The 18,311-nt window shown below is 38.3% G+C and carries 18 protein-coding genes; 12 read left to right on the forward strand and 6 right to left on the reverse strand.

Translation table 11 applies throughout. The features are described 5' to 3' along the window. Positions 1-2 precede the first annotated feature (2 nt). The 3 genes from HWQ49_RS00180 to HWQ49_RS00190 all read left to right on the forward strand — a co-directional run bounded on the left by HWQ49_RS00180 (position 3) and on the right by HWQ49_RS00190 (position 3,420). A complete protein-coding gene (locus tag HWQ49_RS00180; protein ID WP_188205559.1) occupies positions 3-2,321 on the forward strand; it encodes an EAL domain-containing protein in 2,319 nt (772 codons plus the stop codon). Positions 2,322-2,383: 62 nt separating this feature from the next. After that, the gene (locus HWQ49_RS00185) at positions 2,384-2,674 is read left to right on the forward strand and encodes a DUF3219 family protein (RefSeq protein WP_188205560.1); all 291 of its coding nucleotides are present in this window, start codon (positions 2,384-2,386) and stop codon (positions 2,672-2,674) included. A 92-nt stretch (positions 2,675-2,766) separates the two neighbouring features. Next, positions 2,767-3,420, forward strand: a complete 654-nt coding sequence (locus HWQ49_RS00190; protein ID WP_188205561.1) for a hypothetical protein — start codon at positions 2,767-2,769, stop codon at positions 3,418-3,420. Positions 3,421-3,881: 461 nt separating this feature from the next. On the opposite strand, the gene HWQ49_RS00195 is transcribed toward HWQ49_RS00190, so the two are convergent. Both HWQ49_RS00195 and HWQ49_RS00200 read right to left on the reverse strand, forming a co-directional pair. Then, positions 3,882-4,178 (reverse strand): spore coat protein, encoded by a 297-nt coding sequence (locus HWQ49_RS00195; RefSeq protein ID WP_188205562.1) that lies wholly within the window; start codon positions 4,176-4,178, stop codon positions 3,882-3,884. Beyond that, positions 4,175-4,381 carry a hypothetical protein gene (locus HWQ49_RS00200; RefSeq protein WP_188205563.1) on the reverse strand — a complete coding sequence of 69 codons (207 nt, stop codon included), beginning with the start codon at positions 4,379-4,381 and terminating at the stop codon, positions 4,175-4,177. Before HWQ49_RS00200 ends, HWQ49_RS00195 begins: the two co-directional genes overlap by 4 nt. Before the next feature lie 152 nt (positions 4,382-4,533). On the opposite strand from HWQ49_RS00200, the gene HWQ49_RS00205 reads away from it, so the two are divergent. The 8 genes from HWQ49_RS00205 (at position 4,534) to HWQ49_RS00240 (ending at position 13,400) form a co-directional block, all read left to right on the forward strand. Further along, positions 4,534-4,740 (forward strand): spore coat protein, encoded by a 207-nt coding sequence (locus tag HWQ49_RS00205; protein WP_188205564.1) that lies wholly within the window; start codon positions 4,534-4,536, stop codon positions 4,738-4,740. Positions 4,741-4,753: 13 nt separating this feature from the next. Continuing rightward, on the forward strand, positions 4,754-5,113 hold the full coding sequence (locus HWQ49_RS00210) for a spore coat protein (RefSeq protein ID WP_188205565.1): 360 nt from the start codon (positions 4,754-4,756) through the stop codon (positions 5,111-5,113). Between the two features lie 18 nt (positions 5,114-5,131). After that, positions 5,132-6,268 (forward strand): zinc-dependent alcohol dehydrogenase, encoded by a 1,137-nt coding sequence (locus HWQ49_RS00215; RefSeq protein WP_188205566.1) that lies wholly within the window; start codon positions 5,132-5,134, stop codon positions 6,266-6,268. 214 nt (positions 6,269-6,482) lie between these two features. After that, a complete protein-coding gene (locus HWQ49_RS00220) occupies positions 6,483-7,208 on the forward strand; it encodes a hypothetical protein (protein ID WP_188205567.1) in 726 nt (241 codons plus the stop codon). A gap of 319 nt (positions 7,209-7,527) precedes the next feature. Beyond that, the gene (locus tag HWQ49_RS00225) at positions 7,528-9,558 is read left to right on the forward strand and encodes a putative bifunctional diguanylate cyclase/phosphodiesterase (RefSeq protein ID WP_188205568.1); all 2,031 of its coding nucleotides are present in this window, start codon (positions 7,528-7,530) and stop codon (positions 9,556-9,558) included. 258 nt (positions 9,559-9,816) lie between these two features. After that, positions 9,817-11,403 (forward strand): peptide chain release factor 3, encoded by a 1,587-nt coding sequence (locus HWQ49_RS00230; protein ID WP_188205569.1) that lies wholly within the window; start codon positions 9,817-9,819, stop codon positions 11,401-11,403. 122 nt (positions 11,404-11,525) lie between these two features. Next, positions 11,526-13,010 carry a L,D-transpeptidase family protein gene (locus HWQ49_RS00235; RefSeq protein ID WP_188205570.1) on the forward strand — a complete coding sequence of 495 codons (1,485 nt, stop codon included), beginning with the start codon at positions 11,526-11,528 and terminating at the stop codon, positions 13,008-13,010. A gap of 54 nt (positions 13,011-13,064) precedes the next feature. Continuing rightward, positions 13,065-13,400 carry a nitroreductase family protein gene (locus HWQ49_RS00240; RefSeq protein ID WP_188206481.1) on the forward strand — a complete coding sequence of 112 codons (336 nt, stop codon included), beginning with the start codon at positions 13,065-13,067 and terminating at the stop codon, positions 13,398-13,400. A gap of 68 nt (positions 13,401-13,468) precedes the next feature. Here the strand turns inward: HWQ49_RS00240 and HWQ49_RS00245 are convergent, their stop codons facing one another. Both HWQ49_RS00245 and HWQ49_RS00250 read right to left on the reverse strand, forming a co-directional pair. After that, a complete protein-coding gene (locus HWQ49_RS00245; protein WP_188205571.1) occupies positions 13,469-14,362 on the reverse strand; it encodes a glycine betaine ABC transporter substrate-binding protein in 894 nt (297 codons plus the stop codon). A 344-nt stretch (positions 14,363-14,706) separates the two neighbouring features. Then, on the reverse strand, positions 14,707-14,808 hold the full coding sequence (locus HWQ49_RS00250; RefSeq protein WP_188205572.1) for a YjcZ family sporulation protein: 102 nt from the start codon (positions 14,806-14,808) through the stop codon (positions 14,707-14,709). A 351-nt stretch (positions 14,809-15,159) separates the two neighbouring features. Here HWQ49_RS00250 and HWQ49_RS00255 point away from each other — a divergent pair, with 351 nt between their 5' ends. Continuing rightward, positions 15,160-15,336: an aspartyl-phosphate phosphatase Spo0E family protein gene (locus HWQ49_RS00255; protein ID WP_188205573.1), complete on the forward strand. Its 177-nt coding sequence runs from the start codon at positions 15,160-15,162 to the stop codon at positions 15,334-15,336. Between the two features lie 45 nt (positions 15,337-15,381). On the opposite strand, the gene HWQ49_RS00260 is transcribed toward HWQ49_RS00255, so the two are convergent. Both HWQ49_RS00260 and HWQ49_RS00265 read right to left on the reverse strand, forming a co-directional pair. Further along, positions 15,382-15,915, reverse strand: a complete 534-nt coding sequence (locus tag HWQ49_RS00260; RefSeq protein WP_188205574.1) for a ribonuclease H-like YkuK family protein — start codon at positions 15,913-15,915, stop codon at positions 15,382-15,384. A gap of 564 nt (positions 15,916-16,479) precedes the next feature. Next, positions 16,480-18,309, reverse strand: a complete 1,830-nt coding sequence (locus HWQ49_RS00265) for a coiled-coil domain-containing protein (protein WP_188205575.1) — start codon at positions 18,307-18,309, stop codon at positions 16,480-16,482. Positions 18,310-18,311: the final 2 nt, after the last annotated feature.

Consider the following 18,311-nt stretch of genomic DNA (forward strand, 5'->3'; position numbering starts at 1 on the left):
AAGTGAAGCCATTAAAAAAACAATTAAGTAAAGGAATAAAGACATCACGATTAATCTTTGCATTATTACTATTTACTTATATTGCGTTAGTTTTAGATTTATTTTTCATCAGTGTTTTTGTCGAGGTTTTCAATGTTTTTACAAGAGCCTTGATCACATGCATATTAATCTCAATACCATTCATTTGGTGGTTTGTTGATTTACGTCCGAGTATTCAAATGGTTGATTCTGAGTTAGAGAAAACCGAGAAAAACGAACAACGATTACAGGAATCGATTAAGACGATTCATACTGTTACAGAGAGGTATCGATCCTTGTTCGAACATAGTCCCAATATGATATGTTCAACAGATTTAGAGGGGAATATTTTAAGTGTCAATCCTGCTATGGAAATGGCGATGGGGAGAAGCAGAGAGGAATTAATAAATATTTCATACAAGGAATTTGTTCATCCAGATGACCTTGATAGAACTATTCAATATAACGAAGAGGTTAAAAAGGGTCATTCGCAACACTTTGAAATTAGCGTTTTTCATAAAGAAGGTCATGTGGTTCCAGTTGAGGTTACTTTATTCCCAATGAAAATTGAAGAAGAAGTCGTAGGTATCTATTCCATTTCGAAGGATATTTCCCGGGAAAAGGAGGTTACTCAACTCCTTGAGAAAACTCAACAAAAATTTAACTCTATTTATCAAAATACATTAGATGCTATCATCGAAATTAATCATAAAGGACAGTATACACATGTGAATGAAGTAGCTGAAATGATAACCGGTTACCGTAAGGAAGAATTAACTCAACTAGGAATTAAAGAATTAATCGCACCACAAGACGTTGATCAAGCTCTAGAGGCATTTAATCACGTCCTTAGTGGTGAAGCCCAACGCGTTGAAGTGAGCATGATCCGGAAAGATGGCGAGCAAGCCAGCGTCTATGTCAATGCTATTCCTGTTTATGAAGAGGACGGTGAGGTCAACGTCATTTCCTTCATTCAAGATATAACCGAAAAAAGACGAGCAGAAAATGAAATAAGAGAACTGGCTTATAAAGATTCGTTAACGAAGCTGCCAAATCGCTCGTTATTCAGTATCAAATTGAATGAAGCAATGAACCGGGCTAAAGAAAATAAGGAATCATTAGCAGTACTTTTTATTGATTTTGATAATTTTAAAACTGTCAATGATACTTTAGGACATGAGTTTGGTGACGAAATTCTAAAAACACTGGTTGAGATGATGAAAGAAAGCTTAAGAAAAGAAGATGTTCTTTCAAGACAAGGTGGCGACGAATTCTTAATTTTAGTTGAGGGCGTTAATGAGCATGCAATTAACCAAATTTGTGAACGAATCATCGATAAATTTAGTCAACCGATTGAATTAAAAGGGCATGAAGTTTTTATTACTCCAAGTATTGGCATTTGTGTTTATCCAGAATATGATGTGAATTCCTCAACATTAATTAAAAATGCTGACATCGCGATGTACTTAGCAAAGGAAAGAGGCCGTAATAATTATCAGTACTATACAGATGCTTTAAATGATCGGATTATCCGTAATAATCAAATCTTAAAGGCTCTAAGAAAAGCACTTGATAAACAAGAGTTCTCTTTACATTATCAACCTCAGTACGATGTAGTAACGAATGAGCTTAAGGGGGTTGAGGCTTTACTACGTTGGAACCCTGAATTCGGCTTCGTATCACCGGCTGAATTTATCCCGATAGCTGAAGAGACGGGGCTAATTGTAGATATTGGGGAATGGGTGTTAAAGGAAGCCTGTCATCAAGCTCAACAATGGAGACAATCAGGTTTCGAACCTATTCCTATCTCTGTCAACGTATCGGCTCGTCAATTTATGGAACCAAAATTCATTCAAACGGTATCTGATATTTTATCTGAAACAGGGCTTCCTGCTAATCAATTAATGATTGAAATTACTGAACGAGTCATGCTTGATATTGAAGAAGCGGCCGAACTGATTCGCCAGTTAAGAGCCAACGGGGTGAGAGTTGCCATCGATGACTTTGGTATTGGTTACTCGTCACTTAGTATGATTCGCTCCGTTGAAATTGATTGTTTGAAAATTGACCAGTCCTTCCTGTATGATGTGATGAAAAGTGAAAAGTCTGCTATTTTACTAGAAGCCATTATGCAAATGGGGTTTGAAATTGGTTCGAGAGTCGTTGTTGAAGGAATTGAAACAAAGGAGCAAGTGGACTTTTTATTAGACAAGCCGGTGATTGGACAAGGTTATTATTATAGTCGTCCATTACCTGTAGCTGAAATGGAATTCAAACTAAAGGATTCACAAACAAAAAAGTAACCAAGAAGCAGTCACACACCATATACCGTGCGGCTGCTTTTTAGTTCATAGGAGGGCAGATCATGACAAAGATATTAGTGAATGACTATCCAATTGAAGTAGACAAAATGACATCAAAACAGATGGAACATAACAGTTCGGCCAAGCGTTTGGTCCAGCTCGAATTTAAAGTGAAACATGAAGATTATCATGATATAACGACTCTATTGTACAAAAACGATTTTGACATCACCATACCAGAAGAGAATCTTCAATTTCAGGCCACCATTCAAAACTACACAACGTCGTTTACCAACTTATATGAGAAGGGATCAGTCGGTGATTTCTATTTAGAGCTAATTGAGAAAAGTTAATTCATGAAAAGAAAAAGGTTTTCCAGCTACTTTATCGAAATATTTATTATATAGAAAAGTAAATTCACTAGTGAGTAGTTGGAGGGAGTTATATGTCAGCTAATTCAAAAAGTATCAAGATTACTGGTGAAGGGGTTTATGATGGAGGCAGTTATGACCACGTTAAGGTTATAGGAAAAGGCACAATCACTGGTGATATTGAAGCGAGTATGGCTAAGTTTGTTGGCGAAGCTAGTGTTCAAGGTCCAGCTACTTTTAACCAATGTAGTTTAGTTGGTAAGGCTGATGTTAACGGAAACTTCATTAGTGATCAGCTGAAGGTGGCGGGTGATCTTTTTGTAGATGGATCACTCAAAGCAGATCGCTTACAGCTAAAAGGTTTCGTGACAACCTATAACCATATGCAGGTAGAGACAATCAATGGCCGAGGTGGCTTTAGTGTTGACGGAAGGGTAAAGGTAAAAAATCTTATGCTTAATCTTCAAGTGGCACTGAGTAGAGCTAAGGAGATTAGTGGGGAGAGTATTTCTGTTAAAAGCAGATGCTTTTTTAGAAAACCTGGCTTGCTTGAAGTCGATGTGGTTGAAGGTCAGCGAATTTATCTTGAAAACACGACTGCTAAAATTGTTAAAGGGAAAGAGGTAGAAATTGGACCTGGTTGTCAAATAGATGTCGTTGAGTATGAGGAGTCTTATCACTGTAAATCGAAAAACAGCGACCAAATTAAAGAAGTTTATCGTATTTAATCGTAACTAATAAGATGAAGAGGCTGGAAAATCCCAGCCTCTTTTATGTTTCGAAAATATTTGTTCGGCAAAGAACGAGACCTGTTACTAATAATTAGGCTCTGTTAAAGTCCGTTGTTGTTATGGTGATTCGCTTCCGGTGGACGCTTTCTGAAGACCTGGACGGTCAAATGTCGATGTTGGCCACAGGACGTGGCCGAATTTAATCGACCGCGGGCACGGCTTCAGCTAACTTGGGAAGAAAAGCGTTTCCCAAGTGGATCTTCAGCTCGTGCTGTTCCCGCGACGCACAGGACGTGCTAGTGTCGGTGATGCCACAGGACGTGGCGTTTTCACCGACCTGGAGTCGCCATCTTCGCTCTCACCATACAACAACTAAGCGAAAATCTTCTTATTATCAACACTAAGCTATAACAGAGCCAAAAATTAAAGCGTTTGACTTACCAACCACTTGTCACGAGTTAATCAGCTATTTTTAATGCGGCTTTAGAAGCTTTTAGGTCAACTTCCAATTGTTCCTCCAAATCACTTGGGTGGTAATAACCTTGTTTGACCATGTACTGGCTAATTTTTTCGTGTGCTTCAATCGCATCATTTAATTGGGCACGTAACACGTTTCTAACTTCAGGTGTTGCTGCTTCTGTTAACGCAAAGGTTAAATTTCTCACGGCCGATTTACTTGAAATAAGATAGTCAGTGGCAATTACCTGATCGGTCATACCAGCCATCCCTGCAATCTTTTGAAGCATATTCGTCATTTTTGCACACTCCCGTTTTCTAAGAGATCGTTTAATTGTTTGACATGTTGCTTTCCTGTTGTCACTTCATCAGAAAGAATCTTCTTTAATTCCTCACATCCAACTAATCCATACATCGTTGCGGCTTTTGTCAGGCTAATATTTTTTAAGGTTAGTATTTCATGTAATTCCAATCGTTCATGAAGTGCTAATTGGTCGACCATTGTTCACTCTCCTCATTTGCTAGGCTTTTGCATTAGGTTACGTAGAACAAGATCAATTATTCTTAATGGGTCTGCTGTTTTTAACGTTGAATAGCTCTGTGTGATTAGTGACAAAATAGCTTTAGCTGATTAAAACGTGAGGAGGATTTCCGATGGGGAAAGAGGACCTGGCTTATCATGAAACGATGGACACCCATGAATTATTAAACATGAAGACAGTGGCATTACTGAAGTCGAAAATGATGCAAGGGGTTGTTTTTGACCAAGACCTACGTAACCTCATGCAAAAGAACGTCGACATGTCTGTTAAAGATATTAAGGAATTACAACGTCTGTATCACTATACAAAATCTGAATAAACGAGGTGACAGCATGAATGATTATTTAGACCCGATCAATTCGGTAGGTATGCCTGAACAAGTTGATTCAGCTATTGCCCTTGATCTCTTGATTACAGCAAAAGAAACGGTGCGAAATTATTCAATTGCGCTATCGGAAGCAGCTAGTCCAGAGGTGCGAACGACGATACGTAACCAAATGGAAGCAGCAATTGACTACTACGAAGAGGTAGTTGAGCTTTTAAAAAAGAAAAAATGGTTTCATCCATATGATTTAAGTGAGCAACAATTACTCGACTTAAAAGCAGCACAAACAGCAGTGGATATTGCTGGTTTAGACCTTTTCCCTAATAACAACAACCGAAAAGGATTATTTCCAACACCACCTGAATAAGAATGGAGGAGCAAGATAATGAAAGCAGTTACCTATCAAGGTGTGAAAGAGGTAGTCGTAAAAGACGTTAAAGCACCAAGTATCCAAAAACCCGATGATGTTATTGTCCGACTAACGAATACGGCTATTTGTGGTTCAGATCTACACCTCATACATGGTATGATTCCAAATGTTCAACCAGACTACATCATCGGTCATGAACCAATGGGCTTCGTTGAAGAGGTTGGGCCTGAAGTCACGAAGGTGAAAAAAGGAGATCGTGTCGTCGTTCCGTTCAATGTGAGCTGTGGTGAGTGTTGGTTTTGCCAAAATCACTTAGAAAGTCAATGTGACCATGCTAATGATAATGGGGAAATGGGCGCCTATTTTGGTTATTCAGGCACAACGGGAGGATATCCCGGTGGCCAGGCAGAATATATGCGCGTTCCTTATGGTAACTTCACCCCTTATAAGATTCCAGAGCATAGCGAGGTTGATGATGACAACCTTGTGCTCATTTCTGATGCGGGTACAACCGCATATTGGAGTGTGGATAATTCTGGAATGAAAGAAGGAGACACGGTTATCATTTTAGGTTGTGGTCCGGTTGGTTTACTGGCACAAAAGTTCGCTTGGCTGAAAGGAGCAGGGCGCGTGATTGCGGTTGACTATGTCAGTTATCGCCTCGAGCATGCCAAGCGTACCAATAACGTAGAAGTGATTAATTTTGAGGATTATGAAAATGTGGGTGCATATCTCCATGAGTTAACCAAAGGTGGGGCTGATGTAGTGATTGACTGTGTTGGTATGGATGGGAAAATGACTGATCTTGAGTTTTTAGCCACAGGGTTACGGTTACAAGGTGGGTCGATGGGAGCCTTGGTCATGGCTAGTCAAGCGGTACGTAAAGGTGGAAACGTACAAGTTACTGGAGTTTATGGAACAAGATATAATGCCTTTCCACTAGGTGATTTCTTCATGCGCAATGTTAACATACGTACTGGTCAGGCACCTGTGATCCATTACATGCCACATATCCATGATTTAATCCAAGAGGGTAAGGTGGATTTAAGTGATATTATTACTCATCCACTACCGTTAGATGAAGCTAAACGTGGATATGAGATCTTTGATCAGAAAGTGGAAAATTGTATTAAAGTTGTTTTGAAACCGTAGTTAGTGATCATAAGGCTGGGGGACAACATAAAGTTGGTCTATCCTCAGCTTTATTTATATAGAAGGACTTGAGTTGACTAGGAACTTCATTTGTTTATTTTTCTTTAAACCTATAATCTTAATACCAATCTATGGTATTCTAGAGACATATTTAAATAATATTATCCTCGGGTTTTTCATTAGACTCAGGGCTTTTGTATGTTGGAGGGGGAAAATGAGTTACATCGTTTTAGGGGCTCTTTTGTTATTGTTGACTTTAGTCACTTTCATTCAGAATAAAGAGCAAGAAAAGTACTTATGGGTAAAATTGATTGGGTTATATCTAACTTTATTTATTTGGTTAGGACTTGGTAATCTTTATATTCCAATCGGGATCGTTATGGCTTTTTTTGTAGTGTTGAAGTTATCTAAAACTAATAAGGCTCTCAAATATTTAACCTTAGCTTTCTCTTTAGTCGGATTTATGTTACTACATTACATATTACCCCCATTAACATACAGTGAAGCCTCCTATTCTAAGGAAGTCTTGGAAGATTTGGATCGTTTTGAAGAGGTTCACTCGGTCAAAATCTATGATCAAGACGCTGAGGTCCAAAGGGAAATTAGGGAGTACGTTGACGATGATCCATATGTGATGTTTAAGACGTACATATTTAATGAAAAGGATATATCAATTAAGGATGAGGATTGGTTATTATCTGGCCAATCCTATGAGGAAGTTGATATGAACTGGAGCTCACGAACCACTGAGGAGGAGAAGGTTAGAAAAAGCCCAACTAGCTCAGTTATTTATGGAGTTGAATGGCAACAATTTGCCAACGACCTTACAACAGGTGAGGATTATATGGGTATTTTTAGAAAAGAGGAAGAAGATATTCACTTAAAGTATGTCATTAAGGGAATACTCAAGGACGGAGAAAGAGTCACCTTCCCTTTTTAAACATGATAATAACAAGAGCTGTCTCAACAGTTATGATTGATAACTATTGGGGTGGTTCTTTTTGTTATGGACCTTATTGACTAAGGCAATCGATTCATAAAGCACCAGAGCATATAGGAAACTAAAGATTGATCAAATACGTCATATTAGCGTAAACTAGGGAAGTTCACAATTTTATATTTGTTGTTTTAAAAGTTAAATGATTGGGTATATATGAGTAATTCGACTTAAGGAGGTTGAAAAGCTTAATTAGGTTTGACCGGAATGCAAAATACATTCAACATGAGTAGCTCACTATAGCAAATAGAATGTACTAATCATGAAAGGTTTGGAAAATGTTATGCATCGTTTTTTTAAAATCCTAATTTTAATCTTGTTGTTATTATTACCACTTTCGTTAGATATTTTGATTTTTGGTGAACGGACACAGTTGTTCTGGGGTCTTTATGCACTTCCAGTTGCCTTCACTATTATGTTATATCCTTCATGGAAATATGCGATTGGTATAGGGGTCATATTTTCAACTCTAAAATACGCATTAGAAATCGCTCAAGCTGGTAGCCATTCAGCTATTCCCAATTTAGCCAATTTAGTGGTGAGTTCCATTATTGGTTGGGGGCTGTTAATCATTTTCACTTATTATTTAATTAACTTCCAAAGGTCTCAAGATCGACTAAGAAGGAAGAAAGATGAATATGAATCGATTTTTCTTTATAATCAAGATTCAATCCATATATTGGACCAGGAAGGTAAGATAGTTGATGCTAACCCCGCTTTTGAACATGTTTTTGGTTGGAATCAGCATGAATTAGTGGACATGAGTAAACTGATTCCCGAGCATCTGCAAGAAGAGTCTGCACAGATGGCTCAAGAGGTATTGCAGGGGAAAACTTTCACAGATTATGAGTCTAAACGAATTCGAAAAGATGGCGTAACCATAGATGTCAGTATTTCTTTTTCGCCAATTTTTTCTGAGGAGGGAATGATTAAGCGGATATTTGTCTTAACAAGGGATATCAGTGAACGAAAAAGAATGGAACGCAGCTTGAATCATTTAGCCAATCACGACCAATTGACTGGTCTACCTAATCGTCGCCATTTTAATCGGAAGCTACAAGAAGAGATGGAAGTAGCCGATTACCATGGTTCTTCACTTGGTGTGATTGTTCTTGATCTAGATAACTTTAAAGAAATTAACGATACTTATGGTCATGGCGTTGGTGATGAAGTTCTCATACAAGTCGCTAATAAGATTAGTACCTGTTTAACAGACGATGGCTTTGCTGCTAGGTTATCTGGAGATGAGTTTGCGGTTATATTCCCTGAATCTAATATTGAGTTGATCACCAAACATGCTGAAATGATTAGTAATAAATTAGAAAATGAACCTTGCAATATTATGGTCGATAGTATTCGAATAGATGTAGAAGTCACTTGGAGTATGGGGGCTTCGATTTATCCGGACCATACAAAAGATATGTCGGAGCTATTGCGTTATGCTGATGGCTCTTTATATAAAGCGAAAACACAAGAGAAGAATGCCTTTATTGTTTATGATCCGAATGATATTTACAATCCTAGGAATCTCGTCAAGTCACTTGAGTATGCGATTAACCATGATGAATTAACGTTGAATTATCAACCACAAATTGATTCGTCATCACATCAGCTGGTTGGACTTGAAGCCCTGGTTCGTTGGATTCACCCTAGACATGGATTCATTATGCCTGATCAATTTATAACAGTTGCAGAGGAAACGGGACTGATCCATCATTTAGGCGAGTGGGTCTTGCGTGAAGCTTGTCATCAATGGAAACAATGGGAGATAGAAGGGTACAAACCAGTACCGATTGCGATCAATATTTCACTTGAACAGCTGAAAAGTAGTGATTTTATCGATCAAACGAGAAAGGTCATTGAAGAAACAGAAATGGACCCACATTACCTTATCTTTGAAATAACTGAAAGTATAGAATTGAAGGATGCGACTGAAGCCGTGCAACAACTAGATGCGATTCAGGCTATGGGTATCCAGTTGGCATTGGACGATTTTGGAAAGGGCTATTCATCTTTATTGGAATTTAAGCTTGTCACCTTTAATAAAGTGAAGATAGACAGAGGCTTTATTAGCGACATCACCAATAATCATAAATCACAGATGATCGTCAAGACCATTATCGAATTAGCCAAGAACTTAGACATTGATATCATTGCAGAAGGCATTGAAGAGATTGAACAATGCAAAATATTAGAGAGCTTTAATTGTCATATGATGCAAGGTTACTATTTCGATAAACCTTTATCACCAACTGATATAGAAGATCGTTTAGAAAAGAGAATTTATCAATAATTTGGAGAATGACTACCACAAAGCACAAAAGCTGATGCATGAATTTAATCGTCAAAATATATAAATCATTAACCATCTCGACCAATATTGGTTGGGATCTTTTTTTAGTGATCAATTAACAGGGTAATCAGTGGGTGGTATAAATTTTTACATAACCTACTTGGAATAGAACCAGATCCTAAAGGTTCTAGCTACAAGAATTAGGCTGATTATGATAATATTTGAATGGTTAAATGTTTAAAGGGAAAGGACATCTAAATGAGTATTCAAGAAGAAGTAAATAAACGAAGAACATTTGCGATTATTTCACACCCTGATGCTGGTAAGACGACATTAACAGAAACCTTATTGCTCTTTGGGAATCTCATCCGATCACAAGGAACCGTTAAAGGGAAAAAGTCTGGAAAGTTTGCGACATCTGATTGGATGGAAATTGAAAAGCAGCGTGGGATTTCTGTGACATCTAGTGTGATGAATTTTCCTTACCAAGGCTATCAGGTTAACATCTTAGATACGCCAGGGCACGAGGATTTCAGTGAAGATACGTACCGAACACTAACAGCAGTTGATAGCGTCGTGATGATTATTGATGCCACGAAAGGAATTGAAGCACAAACTAAGAAATTATTTAAAGTTTGTCGAATGCGTGGGATCCCCATCTTTACGTTTATCAATAAACTCGACCGTGAAGGAAGAGAACCACTAGATTTACTTGAGGAAATTGAAGAAGTGCTAGACATTGAGACCTATCCGATGAACTACCCTGCAGGTATGGGGAAGAGATTTCTTGGCACCTTCGATCGTCATGGGGATCAATTCGTTAGATTTACGGGTAATGAAGAGGAAACTCATATCGCGTATTCTGAGTTGGATCAGCCAGAGTATAGCGATTTAGTCAAACAAGAAGAATTTCAAATGGCTAAGGATGAGGTGAAACTATTAGATGAAGCTGGAGAAGCATTTTCTTTAGATAAAGTACTCAGTGGTCATCAAACACCAGTCTTTTTCGGAAGTGCTTTAGCACCATTTGGAGTTCAGACCTTCTTCGATACCTTTATCTCCATGGCGCCACCACCGGCTCCAAGGAAATCCACCGAAGGAATCGTTCAACCTGATAATCCGGATTTTTCTGGCTTTATTTTTAAGATTCAGGCGAACATGAACCCTGCACACCGAGACCGTGTTGCTTTTGTCCGAATCTGTTCGGGAAAGTTCGAACGAGAGATGAGTGTTAAGCTAGCCAGAACGGGAAAAACGATTAACTTATCGCAATCACAACAATTTGTCGCCTCATCACGAGATACGATCCAAGAAGCGTATGCTGGTGATATTATTGGAATTTATGACCCTAACGTTTATCATATTGGCGACACCATTTTGGAAGGTAAAGAGTTGTTTGAATACGATGAACTACCAAAGTTCCCACCAGAACAGTACAAAACGGTGACGGCTAAAAACGTTATGAAGTCTAAGCAGTTTCGAAAAGGGATTGAACAACTTGTTCAAGAAGGTGCTATACAATTATTTACCAAACTCCACACGGAAACTTATATTATTGGTGCGGTGGGTGAACTACAGTTTGACGTATTCAAATACCGCATGCAAAATGAATATAATTCCGAAGTGATTTTGGAAAATATTGGCGAGCGTATACCAAGATGGCTTGATAAGAATCAAAAAGTCGACGAAAAGCTGTTTGATGACCGTAGTATTCTTGTCAAGGACAGAGAAGGAAATCCAGTGGTACTATTCAAAAATGAGTTTACCCTCAATCTATTTAAGGATCGCCACCCTGAAGTTGAGTTGATTGACCTTTATGAAGCCAATAAATATAACCAAGTGTAATCAAACCTCCAAGTCTATATGTCAGGCTTGGAGGTTTTACTATTTAATCTTTCAATAATCTAGTTCTATTTCTTCCTTTCCTAAATAAACATATTAATAGGTTTTCTAAGGAGGGGATAGAAATGGGGCGTTTTGATAGTTATTTAAAAAAACATTTAGTTAAAGTGGATCGAAACTTGTATCTATCAGAAAGTGATACGCAATATTATGAAAAAATTCTTCGCTATAAAGACCCATCTTCTCCTGAAGCACACTATTACTTAGGTATTAAGTCAGAACAAGAGGGGTTATATGAAAAAGCCCGTGAGCATTTTCAAAAGGTCGTTAAGCATGCTGATTCACCTTATTACTTCAAATCCAGAAAGTCCTTGAAACGGTTAGAGGATAAAATTAATGCTTCTAAACAGCTAGATCGTTCATCTTCTACCTTAACGAGTCCTAAAAAGACCCCGTTATTGGTTAAATCAATCATTTCATTTGTGATTATATTTAATCTTTGTATCCTATTTTTACTATTATTTTGGCCTAAGCCGATCCATGGAATCGTTTCGTCTTTAAAAAGCTGGGATACGGGGGTTGATGTGGTATACGAAACAGTCGAAACCCCCTATATCATTTATTTGCCAAGTGATTCAACCGAACGTGACGTGGAAGATGTTTTGCACCGTGAAGCGGTGGAGTTGGGTTCCAATCAACCAGATCAATCGATTGTCATATATGGCCTCAAAACTTCAGATGTTGAACTATTTTATGAAGTTACCCCGTTAAGAACTGATTCCTTAAAGGAACGTGCCTTTGTTTTAGCAGAATATCACCCAGCTATAGATGACCACGTTAAAATTAGGTTCTTACACCAACAAGCAGGTGTTGACCCTCCAACTGTCATTGGTGCTAATTTAGTCCGAACGGCGTTACAAACTTACATTGAAGAACACGGTGCTCCTCCAAAGAAGGTGAGTGAGCTCGTCCAAGATTATCCAAATAACTATTTAAGTTTTATTCCTGATGAACCTATGACTCAGTCAGACGAAGTTCAGGAACGTTTAACTGATGAAGGAGGGTGGGTGTATGACCGTCATGCAGCTACTCTTGAAACCATGTTTTACCCCAATCATCCTCAAGTTCGTGATTCAATAGATATCCCATTTCAGGAAATAGAAATTATGATTGATCCACAGCAGCAAACCTTAGCAGTCTACAGTGGAGTATATACCATTGCTCAAAAGCCAATTGGAGTGGGAGAAGAAGGGTTAACGCCACAGGGGACGTTTCAAGTAATAAATCGCGTCATTGAGCCAGTGGGAGAGACTAGTGGGATGTTTGGGGATGCAGGTCTTGGTATTGGAGGAGATTTAGCCATTCATGGTACGAAAAGTGATGAGCCTATACAAGAACAATCAACCCTTGGATGCATACGCTTAACGAATTCAGATATCATGGACTTATTTGACTATATCCCAAAAGGAACAGTTGTCACCATTGAAGAGGGGATTAATCCTCCATCAGGTCAAGAAGTGATGAATGGCTTAGAAGACCTGCTTCCAAATGAACTTGGTGATCGTGTAATTGATCAAACGACAGATCATCTTTTTGAGTGGGCTAGTTAAACTAAGTTATTTTAGGACCCAACAACTAAGGAATGCCAAGATAAATTAAAAAGAATTGAAGAAAAACCATTTCGCGCTCCTGTGGTGATTGCTGTTGCGGTGAAACCTTCTGATCAACCAAAAGTTGTTAACCTTGAAGAGATCGGTGCAGTCAATGCAGCTGTACAAAACATGCTTTTAGCAGCACATGGTCTAGGTTTAGGTGCCATTTGGCGAACCGGAAAGCCTACTTATCATCCAAAGATGAAACAACTATTTAACTTAAGGGAGCAAGATGAAGTACTTGGCTTTATTTATTTGGGTTATCCAGAGGTCATGAAAGAAAAAGGTGAACGAACCCCTTATCAAAAGAAAACCAAATGGATAACGGCTGACGATCCAGCAAGTTAAATAGGATAGAAAAGCCCCGAACCCGTGATTTTAGTCACACTAGGTTTGGGGCTTTAAGTTTTTTCCTATTAGTTGATCCACTCATCAATTAGGTCTTCATTTTCTTCAACCCATTCTTTGGCACCATCAATTGGCTCTTCAGCTTCTTCAACATAACCCATTAACTCACCAATCTCTTCGTCATTCATCTTCCAGTTTTTTAGCCATTCGCTAAATTCAGGATAATCATCTTCAAATCCATGACGAGTAGCATGGTGAATCTTTTCAACTCCACCGAAGGATTCTTTAGGATCATCTAAATATTTTAAATCATGTTCAGCAAAGATACTGTGTGGATTCCACAGTGGTGAAACAATTGGTTCTTCATTTTTAACAGCTTGATCAATTGCTGCAATCATGGCTGGTTCAGAACTTGGAACTAATTCTAGTTCTAAGTCGTATTCTTGTACCATTTCTTCAGCCACTTCCATCGTACCAGCACCTGAATCGAAGCCGGTGATTTGATAGTCAAATAGCTCGGCATGCTCGTTTAAGTCTTCAATACTATTGATGTCTTCAAGATACTCTGGTACTACCAGACCAACCTTAGCGTTGTCATACCAAGTCTCATCAGAAAAATTAATCTGGTCTTGATATTCCTCTAAGTAATGCTGGTCTTGAACAGGAAGCCATATTTCTAGACTCAAGTCTAGCTCATCGTTAGCTAAGGCAGACATAGTTGGTCCCATATCCAGGTTCGTTAACTCAACGTCATAACCACGATCTTCGAGAATGACTTTCCACATATTTGTCACGGCAATATTTTCAGCCCAGTTAATTTGTCCAATTTCAACAGAAACAGGCTCATCATTTTCCTCTTGTTCAGTTTGATCGGCTTGATCTTCCCCGTTGTCTCCACATGCAGCTAAAACCATTAGTAGTCCCGTCATTAGTAAAAATAATTTGAAGTTTTTAAAGCTCATAAAATCCCCTCTCGTTATTTAAATTTTTTCTCTCTTTAAATGACAAACTTCATTTTAAAGGATAGCCACTTCTAACGCTACCCCATAGTAGACTGTCTATGTAGATAATCAGATGTCTACTTATTGAAAATGACTCACCTCCCTTTAATTTTTTATTAAAAGTTAAGAACGTTAAATTTTTTCTTTACAAAATTAATGTAAATGTCTTTGGCTAATTTGTCAAATTCTCAAGAAAATTTTATAGGAAAATTCTTAATAAAAGAGGGGAGGAATCTAAGGGAAGAAAAAATAAAAGCCAGTGTAGTTTAGACACACTGGCTTAGAGAATAGCGTGGTTGGTTGGATTAATAACCACCATAACCATAAGAAGCCCCAACAATGATCAGAAGAATGAATAATACGACGATTAATGTAAAACCGCCTCTAGCTCCATATCCGTAGCCCATTCATATCCCTCCTTGTGTTTAGTTACTAATAACATATGTAACATGAGTCAGTTCGACAAGGCGAAAGTCGATATGAGGAATGTCTAGAACGACGTTGTATTAGCCTTAAAGCTAGGTGGAAGGGCATCGTCATCGGCATATAGGCTTCTAGAAATCTTTAAGATCCATATAAAAAATAGGCACTTAATTGAAAAACTTAACTACATTTAATTCACCAGTGTCACGAATTTTTAATTTTTTCAATATTTTCTATTGAAATTTATTAGTGAAATAGTACCATTAGATATGTTGGCAAAATAATTAACTGATTTGAAGTAAATGTGTAAACTTTAGCAGGGGTGTTTTGAACGGATGGACTCAAAACGAAAAGAAGAGTTACTCAATCAACTTCAGTATAAAAGAGAAAAGATGATCGAAATCGGTTTAGAAATGGGACTAAGCTATGAAAGTACCATTCAAATAAGTCAAGAATTAGACGAACTTATTGTGGAAGTGCAAAAGTTAAAAGAACAAGGGGAAAACGTTTAATGACTTATAGCAGTGCATTTGAGCACTGTTTTCGATCAGATAAGACTATCTTACATAGCGATCAGCAAAATTAGAAGCCGCATAAGCATCTGGTTTAATCCGGGCCTCTAAGCCCATTGCTTTAATTCGAGAAACCATCTCTTGAATGTAAGAGCGAGTCAGTCCACGCTCGCCAATGTCTAGGTGAATTTCTGGCCCATCGAACTGTGCGCCTTGGTCGATGTATGGGATTAAAATATCAACAAATCTCTCAATGACATCAGGAGTAAAATGAGAAGCGACATGTTGACTCATTGATGTTTCTAGAGAGATTTTCTCATGTAATGAGTGGATCGGGCGTTTAATCGACTGCTTATGAATCGCACACCAAGCCCCTTGGCCACAGTCATTTTTAATTCGTCGTAAGATAATACCTGTCGCAAATTCGGTTTCACCCGGATAGACTTGAGCGTCGGTTCCAATTGATAAAAGATAGGCAGCATCAGGAGAAGAAGCAATAAATTGTTCCATATGACTGACTACATCTTCAAAAGTCATATCGTGCTGTGTTGAATTGGAGAAATGAAGCTCATTTTTCATGGTTATCCACCTTCCTAGTCTTACTATATGGTATGACGCAAAGCTTTTAAAACGTCACGGTTATTATTGGTATTTTGGATCATTTTTAGTGAAATTCAGCTTGTTTATTCGTCAATTATGTTATGTTTAGGTTCGTTATTTATGAAGATTTATTTTCTATTTACTTTGTTTATTCCCCAGTTTAGGTGGATTATTCTACCCCTTAGAATTTTTTTGAGATAAAAAGTCTAAGTCGAATGATTGAGGTTCGTTAACACTCACTCTTATTTTTGATGTGACCTGATTTTTTCCAGGTTCATAATTGTTGATGCAATGGTTCTTGCAAAATAGAGGCTGGGACATAACGAAGTGAAGAGTTGCTAAAGACGAACAATGAACTGGATTAGCGTAGGAAATATACGTAGACTCCTGCGGGAGGAAAGGCCAAGGTGAGACCCCACAGCGCGATAGCGCAAGGAGGCTCACGAGCCGCCCGCGGAAAGCGGAGTATATTTCCGAAGCGGGGTTGAACCAGTCGTTCGGATTATCTTTAGCCAAATCACTTTTGTCCCAGCCTCTCAGTAATTAAGATCTAAATAAATCTAAAAATCGCTCCCAAATTCCTTTATCTTCTTTTTCAAATTCTTCCTCGTCGTCTTCAGTTTCCTCGAAGGTGATACTTTCCGTCTGAATCACAAATTGAACTGTTTCAATTTGTTCGTTCTGATCAGAGACAAATGAAACGGGTTCAAAATCATTTCCCTCGTAATCATTCATCATTTGATCAATCTCATCTTGCATTTGATTAGGCAGATCTTCGGTTTCAACAGCAAGTTCCTCAGTCCCGTCATGTAATTCCGAAACGCCATCTTCTAATTCAATCGTTCCATCCGATAATTCGCCAACCCCTTTGTGTAACGAATGATATGAATCATTCAATTGGCCAACACCATCAGTATAATCGACTAATCCTGAATGGAAGTCTTGATAATTAGTTGATAGCTCGCTTATTCCTTCTTTAAGCTGTGTCATGCCGTCATTTGAGTTTGATTGATCAATACTTTCTGCAAGCTCATCAGCCATTGTTTCTAATTGGTTAGCCATCTCATTTAAAGAAGGGGTAACCTCTTCAAGGGTAGGTCCTACTGCTTGAAAGGCCTCTTGAACTTCCTCGTAAGTCCCTTTTGCAATCATTGATGCTTCATAGGTTTCAACTAAGGTATCGATTACCTCAGAGTCAGCATCACTCATATAAAGTGCTTGAATGTCTTCTTCTGATAAATTACTTGAAGGAATCCCATTCATCGCTTCATCTAAGGAATTATAGGCTTGAAGGTAATTATCTCTTAAGTCGTTTAAACCTTCTTCTGTATCATATAAACCTTCAGCAATTTCTCGTAGGCCTTGTTCTAACTCTTCAAAGTCACTTAGATCCATACCGTCTTGATTTTCTAAAGATCGATTCATATCTTCAAGTGCGCGATCAATGGCTTCTGAGCCTTCAATTAAATCACTTGAGCCTTGATTCAACTCACTTATGCCATTTTGATAGTCAGAAGAACCATCATACCATTCAACGACCCCATCATTTAATTCTTGAACACCACCAAGTAGGTCGCCCACTGCGTCATGTAAATCAGCCATGCCATCAGCTAAAGACCCCAGTTCATCATTCATTTCTTCCGTATTAGGTTGATCGACTGACATCGAGGCAGGAAGAGCTGATATTTCGACCCCATCAAATTCAAAATCTTGAACAAGTGCTTCTAGAACTAGGGTTTCTTCTTGTTCAGGCATCACGGTAAATGTCACTTGCTGATCTCTTCCTGCATTCGCGACTGTTCCGTCTTCAGCTCTAATCTGACGGTAAACATCTGAATCGAGAGTTACGGATATTTGCATTAAATAATGGTCAAAGAAAGTGGGATCAACTGCATCATTAGCTGACGTGTCAATTGAAATTTCTAAGGATCCTTCCTGACCTAAAAGCTCATCTGGAGTCATTTCTTTTCCATTTAAACGATAAGTTATCTCGAAGTTCCAGGGTAAAGGATGCCCATCAAGGTCACCTTGGTAATAGAATTGCTCCTCCTCGGCAGTAAACTCAACTTGTTCACGATCGTGATCTATTTCTAATAAATTGGTTAAATTTTTAACGTTCGTGTAAGAGCCATAGTCAACCATGGTCCCTTGCTCAGTTATATCAAAACTATTAATGACATACATTTCTTGTTGTTCACCGGTCGCACTTAATGTAGCATAAACGACTTCATCCTTTTCAGAATAAGCACCATCTGTTTGAGTTGTCTTATCACTAGATGACGCCTCATCATTGGAATTAGCCATTACGAAAAATGGTGACCATCCAACAAGAAGACAAGCGATTATAATTAGTAATATTCGTGTTCTTCTCATGA

The sequence above is a fragment of the Alkalibacillus aidingensis genome, from assembly GCF_014595945.1.
In the GTDB taxonomy this organism is placed as follows: Bacteria; Bacillota; Bacilli; order Bacillales; family Alkalibacillaceae; genus Alkalibacillus; species Alkalibacillus aidingensis.